The organism is Paenibacillus hodogayensis, assembly GCF_039536325.1.
GTDB classification, from domain to species: domain Bacteria; phylum Bacillota; class Bacilli; order Paenibacillales; family NBRC-103111; genus Paenibacillus_AB; species Paenibacillus_AB hodogayensis.
In genome coordinates this window covers 270,821-289,363 of record NZ_BAAAYO010000005.1, presented here as the reverse complement: position 1 = coordinate 289,363, position 18,543 = coordinate 270,821, and the positions used below count along the sequence as shown (strand labels likewise).

15 protein-coding genes are annotated in these 18,543 nt (G+C 57.5%); 4 read left to right on the top strand and 11 right to left on the bottom strand.

Annotated elements, in window-relative coordinates; genetic code table 11:
• Nucleotides 1–58 precede the first annotated feature (58 nt).
• The 5 genes from carB to pyrR all read right to left on the bottom strand — a co-directional run bounded on the left by carB (nucleotide 59) and on the right by pyrR (nucleotide 7,322).
• A complete protein-coding gene (gene carB, locus ABD796_RS10740) occupies nucleotides 59–3,283 on the bottom strand; it encodes a carbamoyl-phosphate synthase large subunit (RefSeq protein ID WP_344907176.1) in 3,225 nt (1,074 codons plus the stop codon).
• A complete protein-coding gene (locus ABD796_RS10735; protein ID WP_344907173.1) occupies nucleotides 3,270–4,436 on the bottom strand; it encodes a carbamoyl phosphate synthase small subunit in 1,167 nt (388 codons plus the stop codon). Before ABD796_RS10735 ends, carB begins: the two co-directional genes overlap by 14 nt.
• 118 nt (nucleotides 4,437–4,554) lie before the next feature.
• Nucleotides 4,555–5,841 carry a dihydroorotase gene (locus tag ABD796_RS10730; RefSeq protein WP_344907170.1) on the bottom strand — a complete coding sequence of 429 codons (1,287 nt, stop codon included), beginning with the start codon at nucleotides 5,839–5,841 and terminating at the stop codon, nucleotides 4,555–4,557.
• 24 nt (nucleotides 5,842–5,865) lie between these two features.
• Nucleotides 5,866–6,774, bottom strand: coding sequence for an aspartate carbamoyltransferase catalytic subunit (locus tag ABD796_RS10725; protein WP_344907167.1), 909 nt, complete (start codon nucleotides 6,772–6,774; stop codon nucleotides 5,866–5,868).
• Between the two features lie 5 nt (nucleotides 6,775–6,779).
• Nucleotides 6,780–7,322: a bifunctional pyr operon transcriptional regulator/uracil phosphoribosyltransferase PyrR gene (pyrR, locus tag ABD796_RS10720; protein ID WP_344907164.1), complete on the bottom strand. Its 543-nt coding sequence runs from the start codon at nucleotides 7,320–7,322 to the stop codon at nucleotides 6,780–6,782.
• Between the two features lie 414 nt (nucleotides 7,323–7,736).
• Here pyrR and dapD point away from each other — a divergent pair, with 414 nt between their 5' ends.
• From dapD to ABD796_RS10705, 3 genes are all read left to right on the top strand, one after another.
• Nucleotides 7,737–8,447 (top strand): 2,3,4,5-tetrahydropyridine-2,6-dicarboxylate N-acetyltransferase, encoded by a 711-nt coding sequence (dapD, locus tag ABD796_RS10715; protein WP_344907161.1) that lies wholly within the window; start codon nucleotides 7,737–7,739, stop codon nucleotides 8,445–8,447.
• A gap of 84 nt (nucleotides 8,448–8,531) precedes the next feature.
• Nucleotides 8,532–9,689 carry an N-acetyldiaminopimelate deacetylase gene (locus ABD796_RS10710; RefSeq protein ID WP_344907157.1) on the top strand — a complete coding sequence of 386 codons (1,158 nt, stop codon included), beginning with the start codon at nucleotides 8,532–8,534 and terminating at the stop codon, nucleotides 9,687–9,689.
• The gene (locus ABD796_RS10705; protein WP_344907155.1) at nucleotides 9,686–10,456 is read left to right on the top strand and encodes a WecB/TagA/CpsF family glycosyltransferase; all 771 of its coding nucleotides are present in this window, start codon (nucleotides 9,686–9,688) and stop codon (nucleotides 10,454–10,456) included. The genes ABD796_RS10710 and ABD796_RS10705 overlap by 4 nt, the downstream gene beginning before the upstream one ends.
• Nucleotides 10,457–10,552: 96 nt before the next feature.
• Here the strand turns inward: ABD796_RS10705 and ABD796_RS10700 are convergent, their stop codons facing one another.
• Together ABD796_RS10700 and ABD796_RS10695 are read right to left on the bottom strand one after the other, a co-directional pair.
• Nucleotides 10,553–12,583 carry a hypothetical protein gene (locus ABD796_RS10700; protein ID WP_344907151.1) on the bottom strand — a complete coding sequence of 677 codons (2,031 nt, stop codon included), beginning with the start codon at nucleotides 12,581–12,583 and terminating at the stop codon, nucleotides 10,553–10,555.
• Nucleotides 12,584–12,827: 244 nt separating this feature from the next.
• On the bottom strand, nucleotides 12,828–13,643 hold the full coding sequence (locus ABD796_RS10695) for a peptidylprolyl isomerase (RefSeq protein ID WP_344907148.1): 816 nt from the start codon (nucleotides 13,641–13,643) through the stop codon (nucleotides 12,828–12,830).
• 384 nt (nucleotides 13,644–14,027) lie between these two features.
• Here ABD796_RS10695 and ABD796_RS10690 point away from each other — a divergent pair, with 384 nt between their 5' ends.
• A complete protein-coding gene (locus tag ABD796_RS10690) occupies nucleotides 14,028–14,894 on the top strand; it encodes a P-loop NTPase family protein (RefSeq protein WP_344907145.1) in 867 nt (288 codons plus the stop codon).
• A gap of 101 nt (nucleotides 14,895–14,995) precedes the next feature.
• On the opposite strand, the gene ABD796_RS10685 is transcribed toward ABD796_RS10690, so the two are convergent.
• The 4 genes from ABD796_RS10685 to lspA all read right to left on the bottom strand — a co-directional run bounded on the left by ABD796_RS10685 (nucleotide 14,996) and on the right by lspA (nucleotide 18,536).
• Nucleotides 14,996–15,763: an SIMPL domain-containing protein gene (locus tag ABD796_RS10685; protein ID WP_344907142.1), complete on the bottom strand. Its 768-nt coding sequence runs from the start codon at nucleotides 15,761–15,763 to the stop codon at nucleotides 14,996–14,998.
• 101 nt (nucleotides 15,764–15,864) lie between these two features.
• Nucleotides 15,865–17,022 carry an aminotransferase A gene (locus ABD796_RS10680; RefSeq protein ID WP_344907139.1) on the bottom strand — a complete coding sequence of 386 codons (1,158 nt, stop codon included), beginning with the start codon at nucleotides 17,020–17,022 and terminating at the stop codon, nucleotides 15,865–15,867.
• A gap of 16 nt (nucleotides 17,023–17,038) precedes the next feature.
• On the bottom strand, nucleotides 17,039–18,040 hold the full coding sequence (locus ABD796_RS10675) for an RluA family pseudouridine synthase (protein ID WP_344907136.1): 1,002 nt from the start codon (nucleotides 18,038–18,040) through the stop codon (nucleotides 17,039–17,041).
• Nucleotides 18,021–18,536, bottom strand: a complete 516-nt coding sequence (gene lspA, locus ABD796_RS10670) for a signal peptidase II (RefSeq protein ID WP_344907133.1) — start codon at nucleotides 18,534–18,536, stop codon at nucleotides 18,021–18,023. The genes ABD796_RS10675 and lspA overlap by 20 nt, the downstream gene beginning before the upstream one ends.
• Between the last annotated feature and the right edge of the window lie 7 nt (nucleotides 18,537–18,543).

The following is an 18,543-nucleotide window of genomic DNA, read 5'->3' as shown; positions in this document are numbered from 1 at the left end:
ACCGCTTGCATAGGTCGAAAACCGGCTTGATTGGAATGCTCTATTCGATTCGCGCGATTTACTTGACGGCCCCGGTCGGAAGGCCGGAAGGCATAGCGCGCGACGAGAAGTTGATCGTATTCAGCACATGCAGCAGCGCGCTTACCGTATCGAGCGAGGTCATGCAGACGACCCCGTTCTCGACCGCTTCGCGGCGGATGCGGAAGCCGTCGCGCTCCGGCGTCTTGCCCTTCGTCAGCGTGTTGACAACGAAGTGCGCCTCGCCGTTGCGGATCAGATCGAGAATGTTCGGCGAGCCTTCGCTCAGCTTATTGACGCGCTCGACGCGCAGGCCGGCTTTCTCCAACGAATCGGCGGTGCCGCCGGTTGCAACGATTTTGTAGCCGAGTTCGAAGAAGCCTCGCAAAATTTCGACCGCTTCTTCCTTGTCTTTGTCGGCGATCGTGGCGATAATCGCGCCGGTCGGCGGAATTTTCATCCCCGAGCCGATAAAGCCCTTGTACAGCGCCTTGGCGAAGTTGCGGTCGCGGCCCATGACCTCGCCGGTCGACTTCATTTCCGGACCGAGCGTTGGCTCGACGCGGCGCAGCTTGGCGAAGGAGAATACCGGCACCTTGACGGAGACATGGTCGTCCTCCGGCCACAAGCCGTTCTCGTAGCCCATGTCCGCCAGCTTCTGGCCCATGATGACCCGGGTAGCGACGTTGGCCATCGGCACGTTCGTCACTTTGCTCAGGAAAGGAACCGTCCGCGAGGAACGCGGGTTTACTTCGATGACGTACACTTCGTCCTGATAGATGACAAACTGGATATTGACCAGACCGACAACTTCCAGAGCACGCGCGATCTTGATCGTGATGTCGACGATCTTCTGCTTCAGCTCTTCCGAAACGGTCTGCGGCGGGTATACCGAGATCGAGTCCCCGGAGTGGACGCCGGCGCGCTCGATATGCTCCATGATGCCCGGAATGAGCACCGTTTCCTTGTCGCAGATGGCATCGACTTCCACTTCCTTGCCAAGCATGTAGCGGTCGATCAGCACCGGATGCTCCGGATTGATCTTCACGGCGTATTCCATGTAGCTGAGCAGCTCCGCATCGGAATAGACAATTTCCATCGCGCGGCCGCCGAGTACGTACGACGGACGGACGAGCACCGGATAGCCGAATTGCGAAGCCGTTCCGACCGCTTGGTCGACGGAGGTAACCGTGCCGCCCGGAGGCTGGGCCACGTCCAGACTGCGCAGGAGCGCTTCGAACTTCTTGCGGTCTTCCGCGGCGTCGATGCTTTCCAGACTGCTGCCGAGAATGCGTACGCCGGCTTTGGTCAACGGAGCCGCCAGATTGATCGCTGTCTGGCCGCCGAACTGCACGATGACCCCGATCGGCTTCTCGCGCTCGATGACGTTCATGACGTCCTCGAAGAACAGCGGCTCGAAGTACAGACGGTCGGACGTGCTGAAGTCGGTCGATACCGTCTCAGGGTTGTTGTTAATAATAACCGCTTCGTAGCCGGCCGCCTGAATGGCCCATACGGCATGCACGGTCGAGTAGTCGAATTCGATCCCTTGGCCGATCCGGATCGGACCGGAGCCGAGGACGACGACCTTCTCCTTGCTTGTCTCCAGCACTTCGTCTTCGGTTTCATAGGTCGAGTAGTAGTACGGCGTCGTCGCTTCGAACTCGGCTGCGCACGTGTCGACCATTTTGTATACCGGCTTGATCTTGCGTTCCAGTCGGTGAATGCGAATGTCCGCTTCCTTGATCAGCGAGTCCGCTCCGGCCAGCGTACGAATTTCGGCGATGGCGCGGTCGGTGAAGCCTTTGCGCTTCGCTTCGAGCAGCAGCTCGTCCGTCAGCTCGCCGCCCAGCTGCGATTCGAAAAGCAGCAGCCCTTCCAGCTTGCCGAGGAACCACCAGTCGATTTGGGTCAAATCCTGGATTTGCTGCAGCGTGTAGCCTCTGCGGTACGCTTCGGCGATCAGGAACAGACGCTCGTCGTCCGGCTTCCGCAGACGGTTCTCCAACGTCTCGGTGTCAAGCTCGTCCGTGCCTTTGAGGAACAGACGGTGCACGCCGATTTCCAGCGAGCGGATCGCCTTTTGGATCGATTCCTCGAACGTCCGGCCGATCGCCATGACTTCGCCTGTGGCTTTCATCTGTGTGCCGAGCTTGCGGTTGGCGCTCGTAAACTTGTCGAACGGCCAGCGCGGAATTTTCGATACGATGTAGTCCAAGGTCGGTTCGAAGCAGGCATAGGTTTGTCCGGTAACCGGATTGACCAGTTCGTCGAGCGTGTAGCCGACGGCAATCTTCGCCGCCATCTTGGCGATCGGGTAGCCCGTAGCCTTGGAAGCAAGCGCCGACGACCGGCTGACGCGCGGGTTAACCTCAATAACGTAGTATTGGAAGCTGTGCGGATCGAGCGCGAATTGCACGTTGCAGCCGCCCTCGATGTTCAGCGCGCGAATGATCTTGAGCGAAGCGGAGCGAAGCATTTGGTACTCGCGGTCGGACAGCGTCTGGCTAGGCGCCACGACGATGCTGTCGCCCGTATGGACGCCGACCGGGTCGAAGTTTTCCATGTTGCAGACGACGATACAGTTGTCGTTGGCATCGCGCATAACTTCGTATTCGACTTCCTTCATGCCGGCGATGCTGCGCTCGACGAGGCATTGCCCGATCGGGCTGTACCGGAGGCCGGACGCGACGATTTCCACCAATTCTTCCTCGGTGTTGCAAATGCCCCCGCCCGTGCCGCCCAGCGTATAGGCCGGACGCACGATGATCGGATAGCCGATCTCGTTGGCGAAATCGACGGCTTGTGGAACCGTCGTCACGATGACGCTGGCCGGCACCGGCTGATCCAGCTCGCGCATCAGATCGCGGAACAGATCACGGTCTTCGGCTTTCTCGATCGAGTTGAGCTGCGTGCCGAGCAGCTTCACATTTTCGCTCTCCAGCACGCCGGCTTTGGCCAGCGCAACCGCCATGTTCAGACCGGTCTGGCCGCCAAGCGTGGGCAGCAGGCCGTCCGGTTTTTCCTGACGGATAATTTGGGATACGAATTCCAGCGTAATCGGCTCGATGTATACTTTGTCGGCCATGTTCGTATCGGTCATGATGGTGGCCGGGTTGCTGTTGATCAGCACGACCTCCAAGCCTTCTTCCTTCAACGCCTCGCACGCTTGCGTACCGGCATAGTCGAACTCGGCGGCCTGACCGATGACGATCGGACCGGAGCCAATAACGAGTATTTTTTTCAGCGATTTATTTTTTGGCATATGCGAGTTCCCCTCTCCGTTGCGCTGCGGATGCGCCGTGCGCAGCCACGATTTCCGCCTGTCTCGGCGCGCGTGGATGCTGTTCCTTGAAGCTGTGGATCATCGTTAGAAAATCGTCGAACAGGTAGCTCGAATCGAACGGCCCCGGAGCGGCTTCCGGATGGTATTGCACCGAGAAAGCCGGGTGGGTTTTGTGCTTCAAGCCTTCGACCGTTTTGTCGTTGTTGTTAATATGGGTGACGATCAGATCGGTGCCGGCGATGGAATCTTCCTTGACCGTGTAACCGTGATTTTGCGATGTAATGTAGCAGCGGCCGGATATGAGTTCCTTGACCGGGTGGTTGCCTCCGCGGTGGCCGAATTTCAACTTCTCCGTATCGGCTCCGCAAGCGAGCGCGAACAACTGGTGGCCCAAGCAGATGCCGAAGATCGGCACTTCGCCGAGCAGCTCGGCGATCATCGCGACTGCGTGAGGAACGTCCTTCGGATCACCGGGGCCGTTCGACAGAAGCACGCCGTCCGGTTTCAGCCGGCGGATTTGGTCGGCGGTCGCATCCTGGGGCACGACGACGACGTCGCAGCCGCGCTTGGTCAAGTCGCGGATAATGCCGCTCTTGGCGCCGAAATCCACCAAGACGATGCGCTCCTTCGTGCCCGGGCAGCCGAATACGCTCTTCGTGGAGACGCGGGATACTTGATCCGTAATGAGCCGAGTCGCCTTCAATTGCTCCAGCATGTCTTCTACGGACCGGTTCGATGTGGTCAGCATGCCCTTCATGACGCCGTGATGGCGGATGATGCGGGTCAGCATCCGGGTGTCGATGCCGCTGATGCCCACGATGCCGTATTCCTTCAACAAGCTGTCAAGCGTATAATCCGTGCGCCAGTTGCTCGGCACTTCTTCATGCTCGCGCACGACGAACCCGTGAATGAATGGGCGGATCGACTCGAAGTCGTCGCGGGTAATCCCGTAGTTGCCGATAAGCGGGTACGTCATCGTGACGATTTGTCCACAGTACGAAGGGTCGGACAATACTTCCTGATAGCCGGTCATCCCGGTATTGAATACGACTTCGCCCGTCGACTCGCCTTCGCTGCCGAACGCTTTGCCCGTAAAGAGCGTGCCGTCTTCCAACAATAATCTTGCTTGCATCGTTTCATTCCTCCAGTCGAATCGCTGCCGTTCATAGCGGTCATGATGTATTCGTTGCGTTTAGTGTTTCCAAGCCGCCCCAATATTCCGCGGCATAACGGTCATCTATGTCGTTATTTTACTCGCTCCAAACGGTCTTTCCGGCAACCATCGTCAGCGTCGGCCAGCCGTACAGCTTCCAGCCGGTGAACGGAGTGTTGCGACCTTTGCTCAAAAATTGCTCCGGATCGACCACACGCTCGGTGTCCAGATCGACCAGCGTCAGGTCCGCCTCGCGGCCGACTTCCAGCACACCCCAAGGCAGTCCGAATAGTTCGGCCGGCTTGGACGTCATCCGGTCCAGCAAAAACTCCAGCGTCCAGCGCCCGGTGCGAACGAATTTCGTATAGAGCAGCGGGAACGCGGTTTCGAAGCCGACGATGCCGAACGGCGCCAGCTGCATGCCGCGCGCCTTCTCTTCCTGGCTGTGCGGCGCATGGTCGGTGACGATAATGTCGATCGTGCCGTCCTCAAGCCCTGCGATCACCGCTTCGACGTCCTTAGGCGTGCGCAGCGGCGGGTTCATTTTCCAGTCGGCGTCCATGCCGGGAATATCTTCGTCCGACAGCAGCAGATGATGCGGGCATACTTCCGAGGTCACCTTGACGCCGAACTGCTTGCCATGGCGAATGAGCCGCACCGACTGCTCCGCGCTGACGTGACAGACGTGGTAGTGGACGCCGGTCGCTTCCGCCAGCAAAATGTCCCGTCCGACATGAATCGCTTCGGACTCGTTCGGAATGCCCTTCATGCCGTTGCGGCGGGCGAATTCGCCCTCGGTTACCGCACCGCCCTCGACGAGCGTATTGTCCTCGCAGTGGGCGATGACCGGCATATCGAGCGAGGCGGCCAGCGCCATCGCGTCCTTCATCATTTGCGCGCTTTGCACGCCTACTCCGTCGTCCGTAAAGCCGACTACGCCCGCTTCCTTCAGTCCGGCGAAATCGGTCAGCTCCCGGCCGAGCTGGTTTTTGGAAATGCAGCCGTACGGCAGCACGCGGACGATTCCTTCCGTCTCGGCTTTGTCCAGTACGTAGTTGACCGTCTCGACTTTATCGATGACCGGGCGCGTATTCGGCATGCAGGCGATCGCCGTATAGCCCCCTCGCGCAGCGGAACGCGTTCCGCTGGCGATCGTTTCCTTGTATTCGAAGCCCGGCTCGCGCAGGTGGACGTGCATATCGATGAATCCCGCCGATACAAGCTTGCCCGCAGCGTCGATCGTCTCGTGCCCGTTCGTGTTCGGCGCGCCTTCCGACGCATCCCGAATCGCCGCGATTTTGCCGTCCTCGATGAACAGGTGTAAGCTTTTCAGCTCGTTGCGGCCGCGTGCCGGCACGCTTCCGTTTATAATCCAGGTTCCCATGGTTCGCCTCCTGATCCGTATTCGTTAAGCAAGAGCCCGTTCGATGACCGCCATGCGGATCGGTACGCCATGGCTCATTTGCGTGAAAATTTTCGATTTCTCGTGCTCCACCAGCTCGTCGTCGATCTCGACGCCGCGGTTGACCGGGGCCGGATGCATGATGATGGCGTGCGGCTGCATCGCCGCAGCCCGTTCCACCGTCAGGCCGTAATGCTCCCGATATTCTTCCGCCGAGCGGATAAAGCCCTTGTCGTGCCGCTCCAACTGCACGCGCAGCGCCATGACGACGTCCGCCTGCAGCGCTTCTTCCAGGCCGACGTACGGAGCGTATTCGCTCAGGTCCGGAGCCTGCATATTGTCCGGCGCGCAAAACTTCACGTTGGCGCCGAGCTTGTGCAGTCCCCACAGATTGGAGCGCGCCACCCGGCTATGCAGGATATCACCGATGATCGAAACGGTCAAGCCTTTGATCTCTCCGAACGTCTTGCGCATCGTATATAAATCGAGCAGAGCCTGCGTCGGATGCTCGTTGTTGCCGTCTCCCGCGTTGATCAGCGGCACCTTGATTTTGTCCGCCAGCTCGGCCAGCAGACCGATCGGCTTCATCCGGATGACGCCCGCGTCGATTCCCATCGACTCCAGCGTGCGTACCGTGTCATAGATCGACTCGCCCTTCTCCACGCTCGACGCCGCAGCCGAGAAGTTGAGCACTTGAGCGCCGAGCCGCTTCTCCGCCACTTCGAACGAGAACCGGGTGCGCGTGCTGTTCTCGAAAAACATGTTGGCGACGAATTTGCCCTCCAAGACCGGATTCACCTTGTTCGTTTGCCGTTCCCAGTGGGCGGCTCGGTCGAGAATGCCGACGATCTCCTCCTTGCCGAGCTGCCTGAGTCCGAGCAAATGCCTTTCGCTGGCAATATTCGTTTGCGTCATACCCGTTATCCCCTTTGCTGAATGATGACGACTTCGTCCTTGCGGTCCACTTCGTTCAATCGGACCTCGATCTGCTCCAGTTTGGAGGTCGGTACGTTCTTCCCTACGTAATCCGGGCGGATCGGCAGCTCGCGGTGCCCGCGGTCGACCAGCACGGCCAGTTGGATCATACGCGGCCTGCCGAGGTCGATCAGCGCGTCCATCGCCGCCCGCACCGTCCGTCCCGTGTACAGCACGTCGTCGCACAGGATAACCCGCTTGTCCTCGATGTCCGGCGCCTTCAGCGTCTGGGTGTCGCCCGTACCTTGCGCGCGCACCCTGTCGTCGCGGTACGACGTAATGTCGAGCTCCCCTACCGGCACCGGCACGCCTTCGATCTCGCGAATGCGCTCCGCAATCCGGTTCGCAAAGTAAATGCCGCGCGTACGTATGCCGATCATGATGCTGTCGCCAACGCCTTTATTTTTTTCCAAAATTTCGTGCGCGATGCGCGTCAAGGCGCGGCGAATAGCTGTCTCGTCCATGATGACGAGCTTCTCCGGATTCATGTCGGGAGCCCTCCTTTTGTTGCCCCAGTCTCATCGGCGAAACGCAAGTCGATGGCTGCGGTCCATGGCAGCCGCTTCTTTGGGCCCCATGGCGCAAAAAAAGCTCCTTGCCTGGAGGCAAGGAGCTGGACTTACGAATCGGAGCGCACGAAGCCAATCCGCCGGAATCGGGGCATAACCCACCCAACCCGCAGACAGCTCTCCACTGTGCATGTCCGTCACGTTACTCGCGACTTTCTTCGTCGACCACCTTGCCAGCCTCACGGGACCAGCTTAAAGGCACTATTCAGTTCCCGAGTATTATCTCACGTTCGACAAATGATGTCAATGCCGACCCGACATTGCTTGCCCCATTCTTTTATGCTATAAAAGGTTTATACGTTATTCCAGAGTTGAAAAGGAGAATGTAACCTCATGTCGGAAATGAACACAATGGAAATTATCAATTTTATTAAAAACAGCACGAAAAAAACGCCTGTTAAGGCTTATGTGAAAGGCAATCTCGAACAAGCCGTATTCGGCGAAGGCGTCCGCGCTTTCGTATCCGGAACAAGCGGCGTGCTGTTCGGCGAAGGAGCCGCCATCGCCGAGGCGCTGGAAGCAAACCAAGCGCTGATCGAAGATTTCGAGATCGAGAACGACCGCCGCAACTCGGCCATTCCGCTGCTCGACCTGAAATCGATCAACGCCCGCATCGAGCCGGGAGCGATTATTCGCGATAAAGTGAGAATCGGCGACAACGCCGTCATTATGATGAACTCGACGATCAATATCGGCGCTTCGATCGGCGCCGGCACGATGATCGACATGAACGTCGTCGTCGGGGGCCGCGCGCAGATCGGCAGCATGTGTCACATCGGCGCCGGCTCGGTCGTCGCGGGCGTCATCGAACCGCCTTCGGCGCAGCCGGTCGTGATCGAAGACGACGTGCTCGTCGGCGCCAACGCAGTTATTCTCGAAGGCGTGCGCATCGGCAAAGGCTCCGTCGTCGCCGCAGGCGCGGTCGTTACCCAGGACGTGCCGGAATATACGGTCGTGGCGGGTACGCCGGCCCGGGAGATCAAGAAGGTCGACGCCAAGACGAAGTCCAAAACGGAAATTATGCAAGAGCTGCGCCAGCTGTAAACCGATTCGACCAATCCGACGAGCCAGGGGTTTCCCCTGGCTTGACTTGGTATTAAGGCGTAGTTACGCAGGTCAGGAGGAACCATGAGTACGGAAATTCAAACGTTCGTCGAGTTTCGCCGCCAGCTCCACCTTATCCCAGAGCCCGGCTTTGCGGAATTCAAAACCCAGCGCTTTCTGCTCGACCGCCTCGCGGAGCTGCCTGCCGACCGGATCGAAATCCGGACGTGGCGCACCGGCATCCTCGTGAAGGTCAAGGGCACCGCCCCACAGCGCACCTTCGGCTACCGCGCCGATATGGACGGCCTGCCGATCGAAGAGGATACCTCCTATCCGTTCCGCTCCGTTCATCCCGGTTACATGCATGCTTGCGGCCACGATATGCATATGGCGATCGGCCTTGGCGTACTGACCCGCTTCGTGGAGCAGCCGATGGCGGACGACCTGGTCGTCATCTTCCAGCCCGCCGAGGAAGGGCCGGGCGGCGCGAAGCCGATGCTGGACAGCGCCGAGCTGCGCGACTGGCTGCCCGATCTGATCGTCGCCCTGCACGTGGCGCCGGAATATGAGGTCGGCACGATCGCCACGCGTCCGGGCATCTTGTTCGCCAATACGTCAGAGCTGTTTATCGATCTGACCGGCAAGGGCGGCCACGCTGCCTACCCGCACCGGGCCAACGATATGGTCGTCGCCGCCGCCCATTTGCTCGTGCAGCTGCAGTCGATCGTAGCCCGCAACGTCAATCCGCTCGATTCGGCGGTCGTCACCGTCGGCAAAATCGAAGGCGGCACCAAGCAAAACATTATTGCCGAGAAAGCACGGCTCGAAGGGACGATCCGGACGCTGTCCGCCGAGACGATGACGCTCGTCAAAAAGCGGATCGAAGCGCTCGTAGCCGGCGCGGAAACGGCATTCGAATGCACGGCGTCGATCGACTACGGGTCCAACTACCGGCAAGTGTACAACGACGAGACGATCACCCGCGAGTTTATGGAATGGCTGGAAGGCTCCGGTGGCGCGAAGCTGATCGAGTGTACGGAAGCGATGACCGGGGAAGATTTCGGCTATTTTCTGGAGCGTATACCGGGCTTGATGTTTTGGCTCGGCGTCGATACCCCTTACGGCCTCCACCATGCGAAGCTGGAGCCGGACGAGCGGGCTATGCCCGTGGCGATCGACACCGTTACCGGCTATATTCGCTGGAAGTCGGAGCAACCGCTCCGCGAAGGGGGCAAGCCATGAGCGAGGCAGCAGCCAAGCGTGCCGGAGCCCCCGGGAACAAAGTGAATATTATGGGCGTCCCGTTCACAAGAATGACGCTGGACGAAACGATCGGCCATCTTAGCTCCATCGCAAACGGCCCCGCGAAGCCCGTCTGCCATGTCGTGACCGCTAACCCGGAAATCGTCATGTCCGCGGGAAAAGATCCGCAGCTGATGCGCATTCTTCAAGAGGCCGGGCTTATTACGCCAGACGGGATCGGGATCGTGATGGCGGCCAAGTGGAAGGGCGATCCCGTTTCGGGCCGGGTAACCGGCTACGATATGCTGCTGCGGCTGCTCGAACTGGGGGACCGTCACCGCTGGTCGTTTTATTTCCTCGGCACCGATGAGGAAACGAGCGTCAAAGCCGTCGACACGATCGCCGCCCGCTACCCGAACGTGCGCATCGCCGGACGCCACAACGGCTATTTCGGAGCGGACCGGGAGCCTGCGGTCGTCGAGGAGATTGCCGCCGCCCAGCCCGATTTTCTGATCGTGGCGATGGGCGCCCCTCATGCCGAACGTTGGATTTACCGCAACAAGCCGAAGCTTCCGGTCAAGATCGCCATGGGCGTAGGGGGAAGTTTGGACATCCTCGCAGGCAAAGTCAAACGCGCCCCCGAGTTCTGGATCCGCTTGAACATCGAGTGGCTGTACCGGCTGCTATCGAACCCGGCCCGCTGGCGGCGGCAGCTTGTCCTGCCCGTCTTCGCCGTCAAGGCGTTCATGCGCAGGAAGGAACGATAATTGGCCACCCGCTAACCGCCGTCATCGGCAAAAACAACAAGCAGCGCTCGCGCGCGTATGGCGCGCAAGTGCTGCTTATTGCTGTTCCCCGGCGTATTACCAGGCGTCGGTCGACACTTTCATTTTGATCGTGTCGATATGGGCCGTCCCGTTCGTCACGGCCGGATTGTCGTTCGTGATGTAGGTGCGAACGACGTGTGAGGTGCTCGACGGCGACGTAAACGTCATCGTTTTCGGCGTCCAGCTCGTGTCGTTGAACGACAACGAGGCGAGGATCGTCCCGGCCGTCTCGTCCTTCACGTACACTTTGCCGCCGGCGCCGCTGCCGTCCGTTTTACCGACAAACGACATCGTATAGGAGGTCGAAGGCAGCCAGTGCGTCCACGTCTGGTTCACTTGTTGGTCGGTTCCTCCGGCCGCCTTGATCGTCAGCCCGTTTTTACCTTCGTAGGCGTTGGCGCTGTCCAAATAAGCGGTGGCCGCGGTCGAGCCGAAGCGATTCCATTGGGCAGGCTGGGTCGTATCGGTAGATGTCGTCATTTCAAAGCTTTGGTTGACAATCTTGGAGCGATCCCACTTCATAATGCGCGAAAGCGTCAGCAGGTAGGCCGTATTGTTCGGCGTAAATCCGCGGTACTGCTCGGCGGCGACCGGATACAGCGACATGCTGAACTGGGCCAGCTCCGTCCATTGCGACATATATTTGCTGAAATCGGTCGCTCCGGTGCCGTTGACGTAATGCGTCAGCGTCGGCGCGGTCGTCGAGCCGTTCCACATGACCGACATGAGCGTGTTCATAAACCGGTCCATATCCGTACCGGTGAACAGTTGTCCGTTGCGGTACATGTCCAGCACGAAGCCGAGGTCGACGTTCGCGTGCGAGGCGTCCTCCGGCGTCGAGGCGTAGTAGGCGTAATTCCACTTGTAGGCCGAGCCGCTCAGCGTCAGCGCGTTTTTGAAATATTGCCCGGTCCGCTTCGCCCGGTCCAAGTAAGTCGCATTGCCGTTCGATTCATAGAGCAAAATCAGCATATTGGCATAGGCAAGCGCTTGATTGTAAGGCAAATACGTCCAGGTCGAGCCGTGCGAGAAGGCGTCGAATTTGGCCGATTGCTTGTACATCCCGGTTGTGGAGTTGATCGACGACCACGTATTGCCGATATAGCTGCTGTTTTCCCAGCGCGGCACGATATTGTGTTCGAGGAAGTCGAGATAGCCGTTCGCTTTGCTCAAATAAGCGGTATGGAGTGCGGCATTGTCGCGAACCAGCTTGATAAACCGGGCGATCGGCGTGCCGATGACGCCGTCGTGCACCATAAACGGCAGCTTGGCGTTCACCTTGACGTTATCGTAAAAAGCCGATCCGCCCGGAACGGTATAAGTCTGGTGGCCCAGCCATACTTCCAGCACATGTCCGCTCGCCGCCGGTGTGCGGCATTCGGCCGTCTTGTATTCCCAGCTCGTATTTTCGAACGGAACCGAGCACATAACCGTATTCGTCGTTTTGTCGCGCAAGTAAGCGTGCCCTTTGGCCGCCGAACCGTTCGTCTTGCCGTAAAATTGCAGCACGTACAGCGTATCGGGCTCGTAATCGTTCAATTGCTGGTACAAGCTTTGCCATTTCGTGCCCGTCGATTCGGTCCGCACCTCGACCCCGTAGCTGCCGCCGACGTGCTCGGTCGTACGCCGCGCCGTCGAGCTGGTTGACTGGAAGCGGACCCAGTTGGCCGGAAGCGTACTGTCGGAGCTGGAGGCGGTTTCAAAATCCCAGTTGTTAACCTCCACGGGCGTATAACGGTAGCTGCTCCAACCCAGATAGCCGTCGTTGTCGTTATCGTCGGCGTTTGCGATCATCGTGTCGGTATGGAGCACGAACTTGTCCAGCCAGCTTGTGTCCTTCGTCAGCCCGTATAGATCCAGATAGCTTTCCGACACATAGCTTTCGCCCCAGGCGAGAGTCCCGCCGTCGTCGCTGGTGTAATAACTGCTGCCCAAACTGCTCTCCGCCGACAAATACGTGTCATACCAGGCGTTGGAAGAAGCTGCGGCGCCCGTCGCGGGGCCGAGTGCCAGGCAGGCGGCAAGAGCGATCGCCGCCCATTTCAATGATTTGGACGATAGCTTCATTACATACTCCTCCTTCATTTCGGTCATCGATTCCGATAGCGTCTGTCGACCCGATGGAGTATCCCGGCTGTCTTGTCCTTGCTTCTGGCGCTCATCCCCTCCTCCGCAGCTTATTGCTTCCGCCTCTACATTGTAGCAATAAAACCCAATAATATAAATACCTATTCTATACATGTATTTAATTTTCATAAAAAAAGAGCTTGTCCCCTACCCTGCAGGAAAGGAGGAAAGCTCGCAATAGCGATTATGAGGTACCTTCCGAAGACCTCTCGACAATTTTGATGCTCTCGATCTTCACTTCTTCCTTCGGCTGGCTCAAATCCCCATAATCGTTGGCCTGGACCGGCGTAGCGGCAATAGCCGTAACCACGTCCATGCCCTTTGAAACTTTGCCGAAAATCGTATAGTTCGGCGCTCTGTTCAACTGCGTGCAATCGTCGCCGGTACAGATGAAAAACTGGCTGCCATTCGTGTTCGGGCCCGCATTGGCCATCGCCACGGTTCCTACCTCGTACTTATGGCCGTTGTTCAGCTCGTCCGCGAACGTGTAGCCCGGACCGCCTCGGCCGGTGCCGGTCGGATCGCCGGTCTGAATCACGAAGCTTTGCAAAATGCGGTGGAACACGACGCCGTCGTAAAAGTTATCGTTCGCCAAAAACGCGAAGCTGTTTACCGTTTTCGGAGCGTCCTTGGCGAACAGCTCGATCGTAAAGTCACCCTTGTTCGTTTTCACTTCGGCTTCGTACGACTTGCCCGTATCGATCTTCATCGCCGGGTATTCCGGATACGACGTCTGTCCGAGCGAAATCGTCCCGGTATCGCCGTTATACTTGACGGGGACGCCGAGCGACTCGCTGACGAACCGGATCGGCACATACGTTGTCCCGTCGTAAATAAAGCTGGGCTGCTCCGGCTTTTTCTCCACGCCGTTGAATTTGAACACCAGCTCCTTGAAGTAAACCTGGATCGGAGTCGCCGTCCCCGATGCCTGGACGAACGTAATCGACAGCAGCACGCCGATCACGATGCCCATGACCATACCTTGCAGTTTGTTTTTCATTCGATCCACCTTTTCCCAGAAAGTCCGGTCTGTGCCCGGCTTTGTACGTATGAACTATTCGGCCTTGGACAAAAAAATCCTTTTTTCGACAGGCGGCTATTCCTGGGTTCGTGATAAAATGCTCATATATCCCTTTTTCTTGGAGCGTCGATAACAATGGAAACTTGCTCCTCAAGCCGGCTCATTCTGGTTGAAGGGCTTCCCTCTACGGGAAAGTCGACCACTTCCGGCATTCTCTTGGCTCAACTAGAACGGAATGGGTTGAAGGCCAAATGGATTCACGAAGTTGCCCGGCCTCATCCCGTATTGTTTTTTTATGAAGCGGGTTTAAGCGAAGCCGAATACGCGCATTTTGTTCGTCTTCATCCCCACGTGAAGGATTACTTGGAGCGCATTCGAATCAAACGCAAAACGACAGTCGGTATAGATCTTCTTGAAGTCGAATGGAATGGCTTGGAGGAGATTGGGCAGAAAGAATACGAAGAATTGAGCAAATATAATGTTTGGAACTTTTCGCTGGAGCGTTACATCGAGCTTGCCTTGGAGAAATGGCAGCATTTTGCCGACATACAGGCCCGGAGACCGGATGAAATCATTTTACTGGATAGCAGCATATTCCAGTTCCAGATTTATTCCTTTCTTCTCGCGAATGCGACCTTTACTCAAATCCGGCATTTTTTAAAAGCAGTCTTTCAACGGATAGAAGCTCTTCAGCCCACTCTTCTTTACTTGTACAGGGACAATGTGGAGGATACGATCGGTTTTTTGGAAAAGGTTCGCGGATCGGCCTTCTTGCACTCCATTTGGCTAAGAGATCGACACCGGCCCTATTATCAGACTCGTCCCGCAGGTGCCGAAGGCTATAAAGACTTTCTGCGCAGCTGGGCCATGAAATTGTTCGAATGGACCCCATTTCCGAAAAAGGCAATCGACATTACCGATGGCGACTGGAAAGGTTATACCGACGAGATGTTGACCTTTTTCAATTTGGACGATGTGGAGAGTCCCGAGGCTACGTTTCCAAACGGAACCTACCGGAACGACAAGCTCCAGCAGCAACTGCTCGTTCGGGATAACATCCTCCTTACTCCCCATGGCGCCCATAAAAAGCTTCTGCCTAAAAGCGAGCATGAGTTTTACATTAGCGATATTCCTGTAACTTTAGGATGGACGGGGGATTCGATCATAATAGGAGGCGAACCTATATGCGAAAGATGGACGACTTGGGGAACCGTTTTTGACAAAATCTAGCCACGAAGTCTCGAACAGTTGCATCGAACGACCAAAAACCTCCTGTCGCCAAAAGGCGCAGGAGGTTTTCGCTAACGAGTCGATTGCAAATCGCAATCTGTTTAGAATTGGTACTGTACCGTGACGTTCGTAGTAACCTTCAGCTCTCCGGTCGAAATACTCGTCGGCGAACCCGCGGCGTCCATCGCCATCGCTTTGGACTCCATGGCGATATTGCTGAACTGGGAAGGAATGGCTACGCCCCCGCCCTGATTGACGGCAACTATAGCTTTCACTTCCTTGCCGGCGTATTTGGCGATCGCATCGGCTTTGGCTTTTGCGTTGTTCATCGCCTTCTCAATCACTTGAAGCTCGTATTCCTGCCCTTTCTCGGTGCTGAAGCGGACCCCTTCGATCTGGTTCGCTCCGGCAGCCGAAGCCGCGTCCAGGAACGTGCCGAGGTTGGCAAGATCGCGATACGTCACCTGAAGCATCTGGGTGGCGCTGTAGCCTTTAATTTTCGGATCGCGCTCGGTGTACGTATACTCCGGCTGCACGCGGAATCCGGACGTTTGCACGTCTTTGGCGGCCAGCTTGTACGTGTCGAACAGGACGGCGCGAAGCTTCTCGTAAGCGGCGGCATTAGCGGCTTGGGCATCCTTGGCCGTATCCGCCTCGGTGCGAATGCCGAGACTCACATAAGCGACATCGGGAGCGATCGTCATCTCGCCTTGGCCGGTTACGGTGATAACATTTTGCACGGAACCGGCTTCAGCGGCCAGCACCTTTTGCGGGCCGAAGCTCGGCAAGTTTGGCGCGTACAGGGCAGTCGTCAAAGCCATGGCGGCTACGCCTGCGATCAACCATTTTTTACTGCGAACCGTTAACATATCAAGTCCCCTACTTTCCCCTAATAAGTTTTTTTCAACCTACCAAACGAGCCTGAGGGGGAAAATGTTGCAGGTCCATCGAAATATTGCCAAAAAATTTTTTAGCCGAGCTTTGCCGTAAACTGCTCCAGCTTATCCATCGCTCTCTCCAGCACGTCCATGGAATAGGCGTACGAAATCCGGATATACCCTTCCCCGTATTCGGAGAACGCGTCTCCCGGCACGACCGCGACCCCCGCTTCATCCAACAGCCTCAGCGTAAAATCGAGCGAGCCCAGCCCGAACCGGCGGATCGACGGGAATATGTAAAAGGCTCCTTCCGGCTTGTCGGCCTCGAGCCCGATCCGTTGCAGCCGCTCGTACACAAAGTCCCGTCTGGCCTTGTATTCCTGCTTCATCGGCAGCGCATCGTCAAAGCCGGCAGTCAGCGCTTCGATGGCGGCATACTGGCTGATCGAGCTGGCGCAGGTCACATTGTATTGATGCACCTTCACCATGTGACGAGTGATCTCGGCAGGAGCAAACGTAAAGCCGATCCGCCAGCCGGTCATCGAATGCGACTTGGACAGCCCGTTGATCACGATCGTCTGTTCCTTCATGCCCGGCAGAGCGGCAATGGAACGGTGGGGAGCGTCATAAATCAGCTCGCTGTAGATTTCATCGGAGATGATGAAGACCGGCTTGCCGCGCAGCAAATCGGCGACTGCCTCCAGCTCTTCCGCCGCCATAATCCGGCCTGTCGGGTTGGACGGGTAACACAAAATAACGGCGCGCGTCCGCTCGGTCAGCTTCTCGCGAATAAGCTCGGCGGTCAGCTTGAAGCCGGTTTCCCGCGTATCGACATATATCGGCACGCCGCCGCACAGGCGGATTATCGGCTCGTAGCCCGGATAGATCGGACCCGGAATCAACACCTCGCTGCCCGGCCCGATAATCGTGCGGAGCGAAATATCCAGCGCCTGGCTGGCTCCCGCCGTCACGAGAATTTCCTGCTCGGGTTCGTACAGAAGTCCGTACTTTTTCTCCACAAAATGACTCGCCGCGCGGCGCAGCTCGAGCAGGCCGGCATTCGGCGTATATACCGTTTTGTTCAGATCAAGCGCCCGTTTGCCAGCCTCGGCGATATGGGCGGGTGTCGGAAAGTCCGGCTGGCCGATCGTCAGCGCGATCGCGTCCGGGTAAGCTGCCACTTTATTCGCGATTTTGCGGATGCCCGATATTTGAATATCCTTCACCGCGGAATTCACCAGATGCTCCACGATTTCTTCTCCCCCGTTACAACGTTTTGATGACGTCCAGCAGATGTTTCATATCTTGCGGAAGCTCAGCCGCGAATTCCATATACTCGCCGCTTGTCGGATGCACGAAGCCGAGCAGCTCGGCGTGCAGCGCCTGCCCTTCGATAGGGTTGCCTTTGCTGCGCCCGTACATCGGATCGCCGACCAGCGGATGTTCGATATATTTCATATGAACGCGAATTTGATGCGTCCGGCCCGTCTCCAGCTTGAGCTGCAGCACCGTGTAGTCGGCAATGCGCTCCAGCACGATAAAATGCGTAACCGCCCGCTTGCTGTTTTTATCCGTCACCATATACTTTTTGCGGTCCGAGGAGTCGCGGCCGATCGGCGCATCGATCGTCCCTTGATCGTGCGCGACGTTGCCGTGCACGACCGCCACGTATTTGCGCGTCACGCTGTGCGCCTTCAACTGCGCGGCCAGAGACAGATGAGCCTTGTCGTTTTTGGCCGCCATCAGCAGACCGGACGTATCTTTGTCGATCCGATGGACGATGCCCGGCCGAAGCACTCCGTTAATGCCGGACAAATCCCGGCAATGATAAAGCAGCGCGTTGACGAGAGTCCCCGAATAATGCCCCGGAGCGGGATGGACGACCATTCCCCGCGGCTTGTTGACGACGACGATGTCGGCATCCTCGTACACGATCTCGAGCGGAATCGCCTCCGGAGCAATGTGAACCTCTACCGGATCGGGGATGACCAGCGTCACTTTATCGTTGGCCGCCAGCTTGTAGTTCGGTTTGACGGCGGCGCCGTTGACGGTCACGTCCCCTTGCTTGATCCAGAGCTGGATTTGCGAGCGGGAAATGTCGTCCTCGACCGATTCGGTTACATACTTGTCGATCCGTTCGCCGCTCTGTCCCGGCTCAACGATCCACTCGAACGACCCATCCTGATCCTCCGGAGCGCCAACGCTCGTATCGCCCGCAAACGGTTGCGGCGGGAACTGATTTTCTTCCTTATGCCTGATCTTGCTCATGTACTAACCCTCTTCTTTCTTTGCGCCAGGAAAGCAGCGAATCGAGAAAAATAAGCGCGACTCCGATGACGATCGCCGAGTCGGCCAGATTGAATATGGCAAAGCTGTAGTCGACATCGTGTCCGAACCAAGGAAACTGGAAACGGAAATGCATAAAATCCACCACTTCCCCAAACAGGGCGCGGTCGAGGAAATTACCGCTCGCGCCGCCAAGCAGCAAGCCAAGCGCCACCTTGAGGAGCGTCTTCGATTGTTCCTTGCGCAGTTTCATCAAATACCAGATGATGCCGATGACGACAATGGAGGTCACAATGATGAAAAACCAGCGCTGGTTCTGCAAAATGCCGAAAGCCGCGCCCCGGTTCCGATGCGAGGTCAAATAAAAAAATTCACCGATGACCGACCAGGAATCTCCTTCGTTCATGTATACGACGATCAGCCTCTTGGTAATCTGATCGAGTATAAACACGATGAGCGCCAAAACGTAATAAATCAATGGACTT

Bases quoted from the DNA above. Each gene is read 5' to 3' on its own strand.
- carB (WP_344907176.1), bottom strand. From the start codon at position 3,283: ATGCCAAAAAATAAATCGCTGAAAAAAATACTCGTTATTGGCTCCGGT.
- ABD796_RS10735 (WP_344907173.1), bottom strand. From the start codon at position 4,436: ATGCAAGCAAGATTATTGTTGGAAGACGGCACGCTCTTTACGGGCAAA.
- ABD796_RS10730 (WP_344907170.1), bottom strand. From the start codon at position 5,841: ATGGGAACCTGGATTATAAACGGAAGCGTGCCGGCACGCGGCCGCAAC.
- ABD796_RS10725 (WP_344907167.1), bottom strand. From the start codon at position 6,774: ATGACGCAAACGAATATTGCCAGCGAAAGGCATTTGCTCGGACTCAGG.
- pyrR (WP_344907164.1), bottom strand. From the start codon at position 7,322: ATGAATCCGGAGAAGCTCGTCATCATGGACGAGACAGCTATTCGCCGC.
- dapD (WP_344907161.1), top strand. From the start codon at position 7,737: ATGTCGGAAATGAACACAATGGAAATTATCAATTTTATTAAAAACAGC.
- ABD796_RS10710 (WP_344907157.1), top strand. From the start codon at position 8,532: ATGAGTACGGAAATTCAAACGTTCGTCGAGTTTCGCCGCCAGCTCCAC.
- ABD796_RS10705 (WP_344907155.1), top strand. From the start codon at position 9,686: ATGAGCGAGGCAGCAGCCAAGCGTGCCGGAGCCCCCGGGAACAAAGTG.
- ABD796_RS10700 (WP_344907151.1), bottom strand. From the start codon at position 12,583: ATGAAGCTATCGTCCAAATCATTGAAATGGGCGGCGATCGCTCTTGCC.
- ABD796_RS10695 (WP_344907148.1), bottom strand. From the start codon at position 13,643: ATGAAAAACAAACTGCAAGGTATGGTCATGGGCATCGTGATCGGCGTG.
- ABD796_RS10685 (WP_344907142.1), bottom strand. From the start codon at position 15,763: ATGTTAACGGTTCGCAGTAAAAAATGGTTGATCGCAGGCGTAGCCGCC.
- ABD796_RS10675 (WP_344907136.1), bottom strand. From the start codon at position 18,040: ATGAGCAAGATCAGGCATAAGGAAGAAAATCAGTTCCCGCCGCAACCG.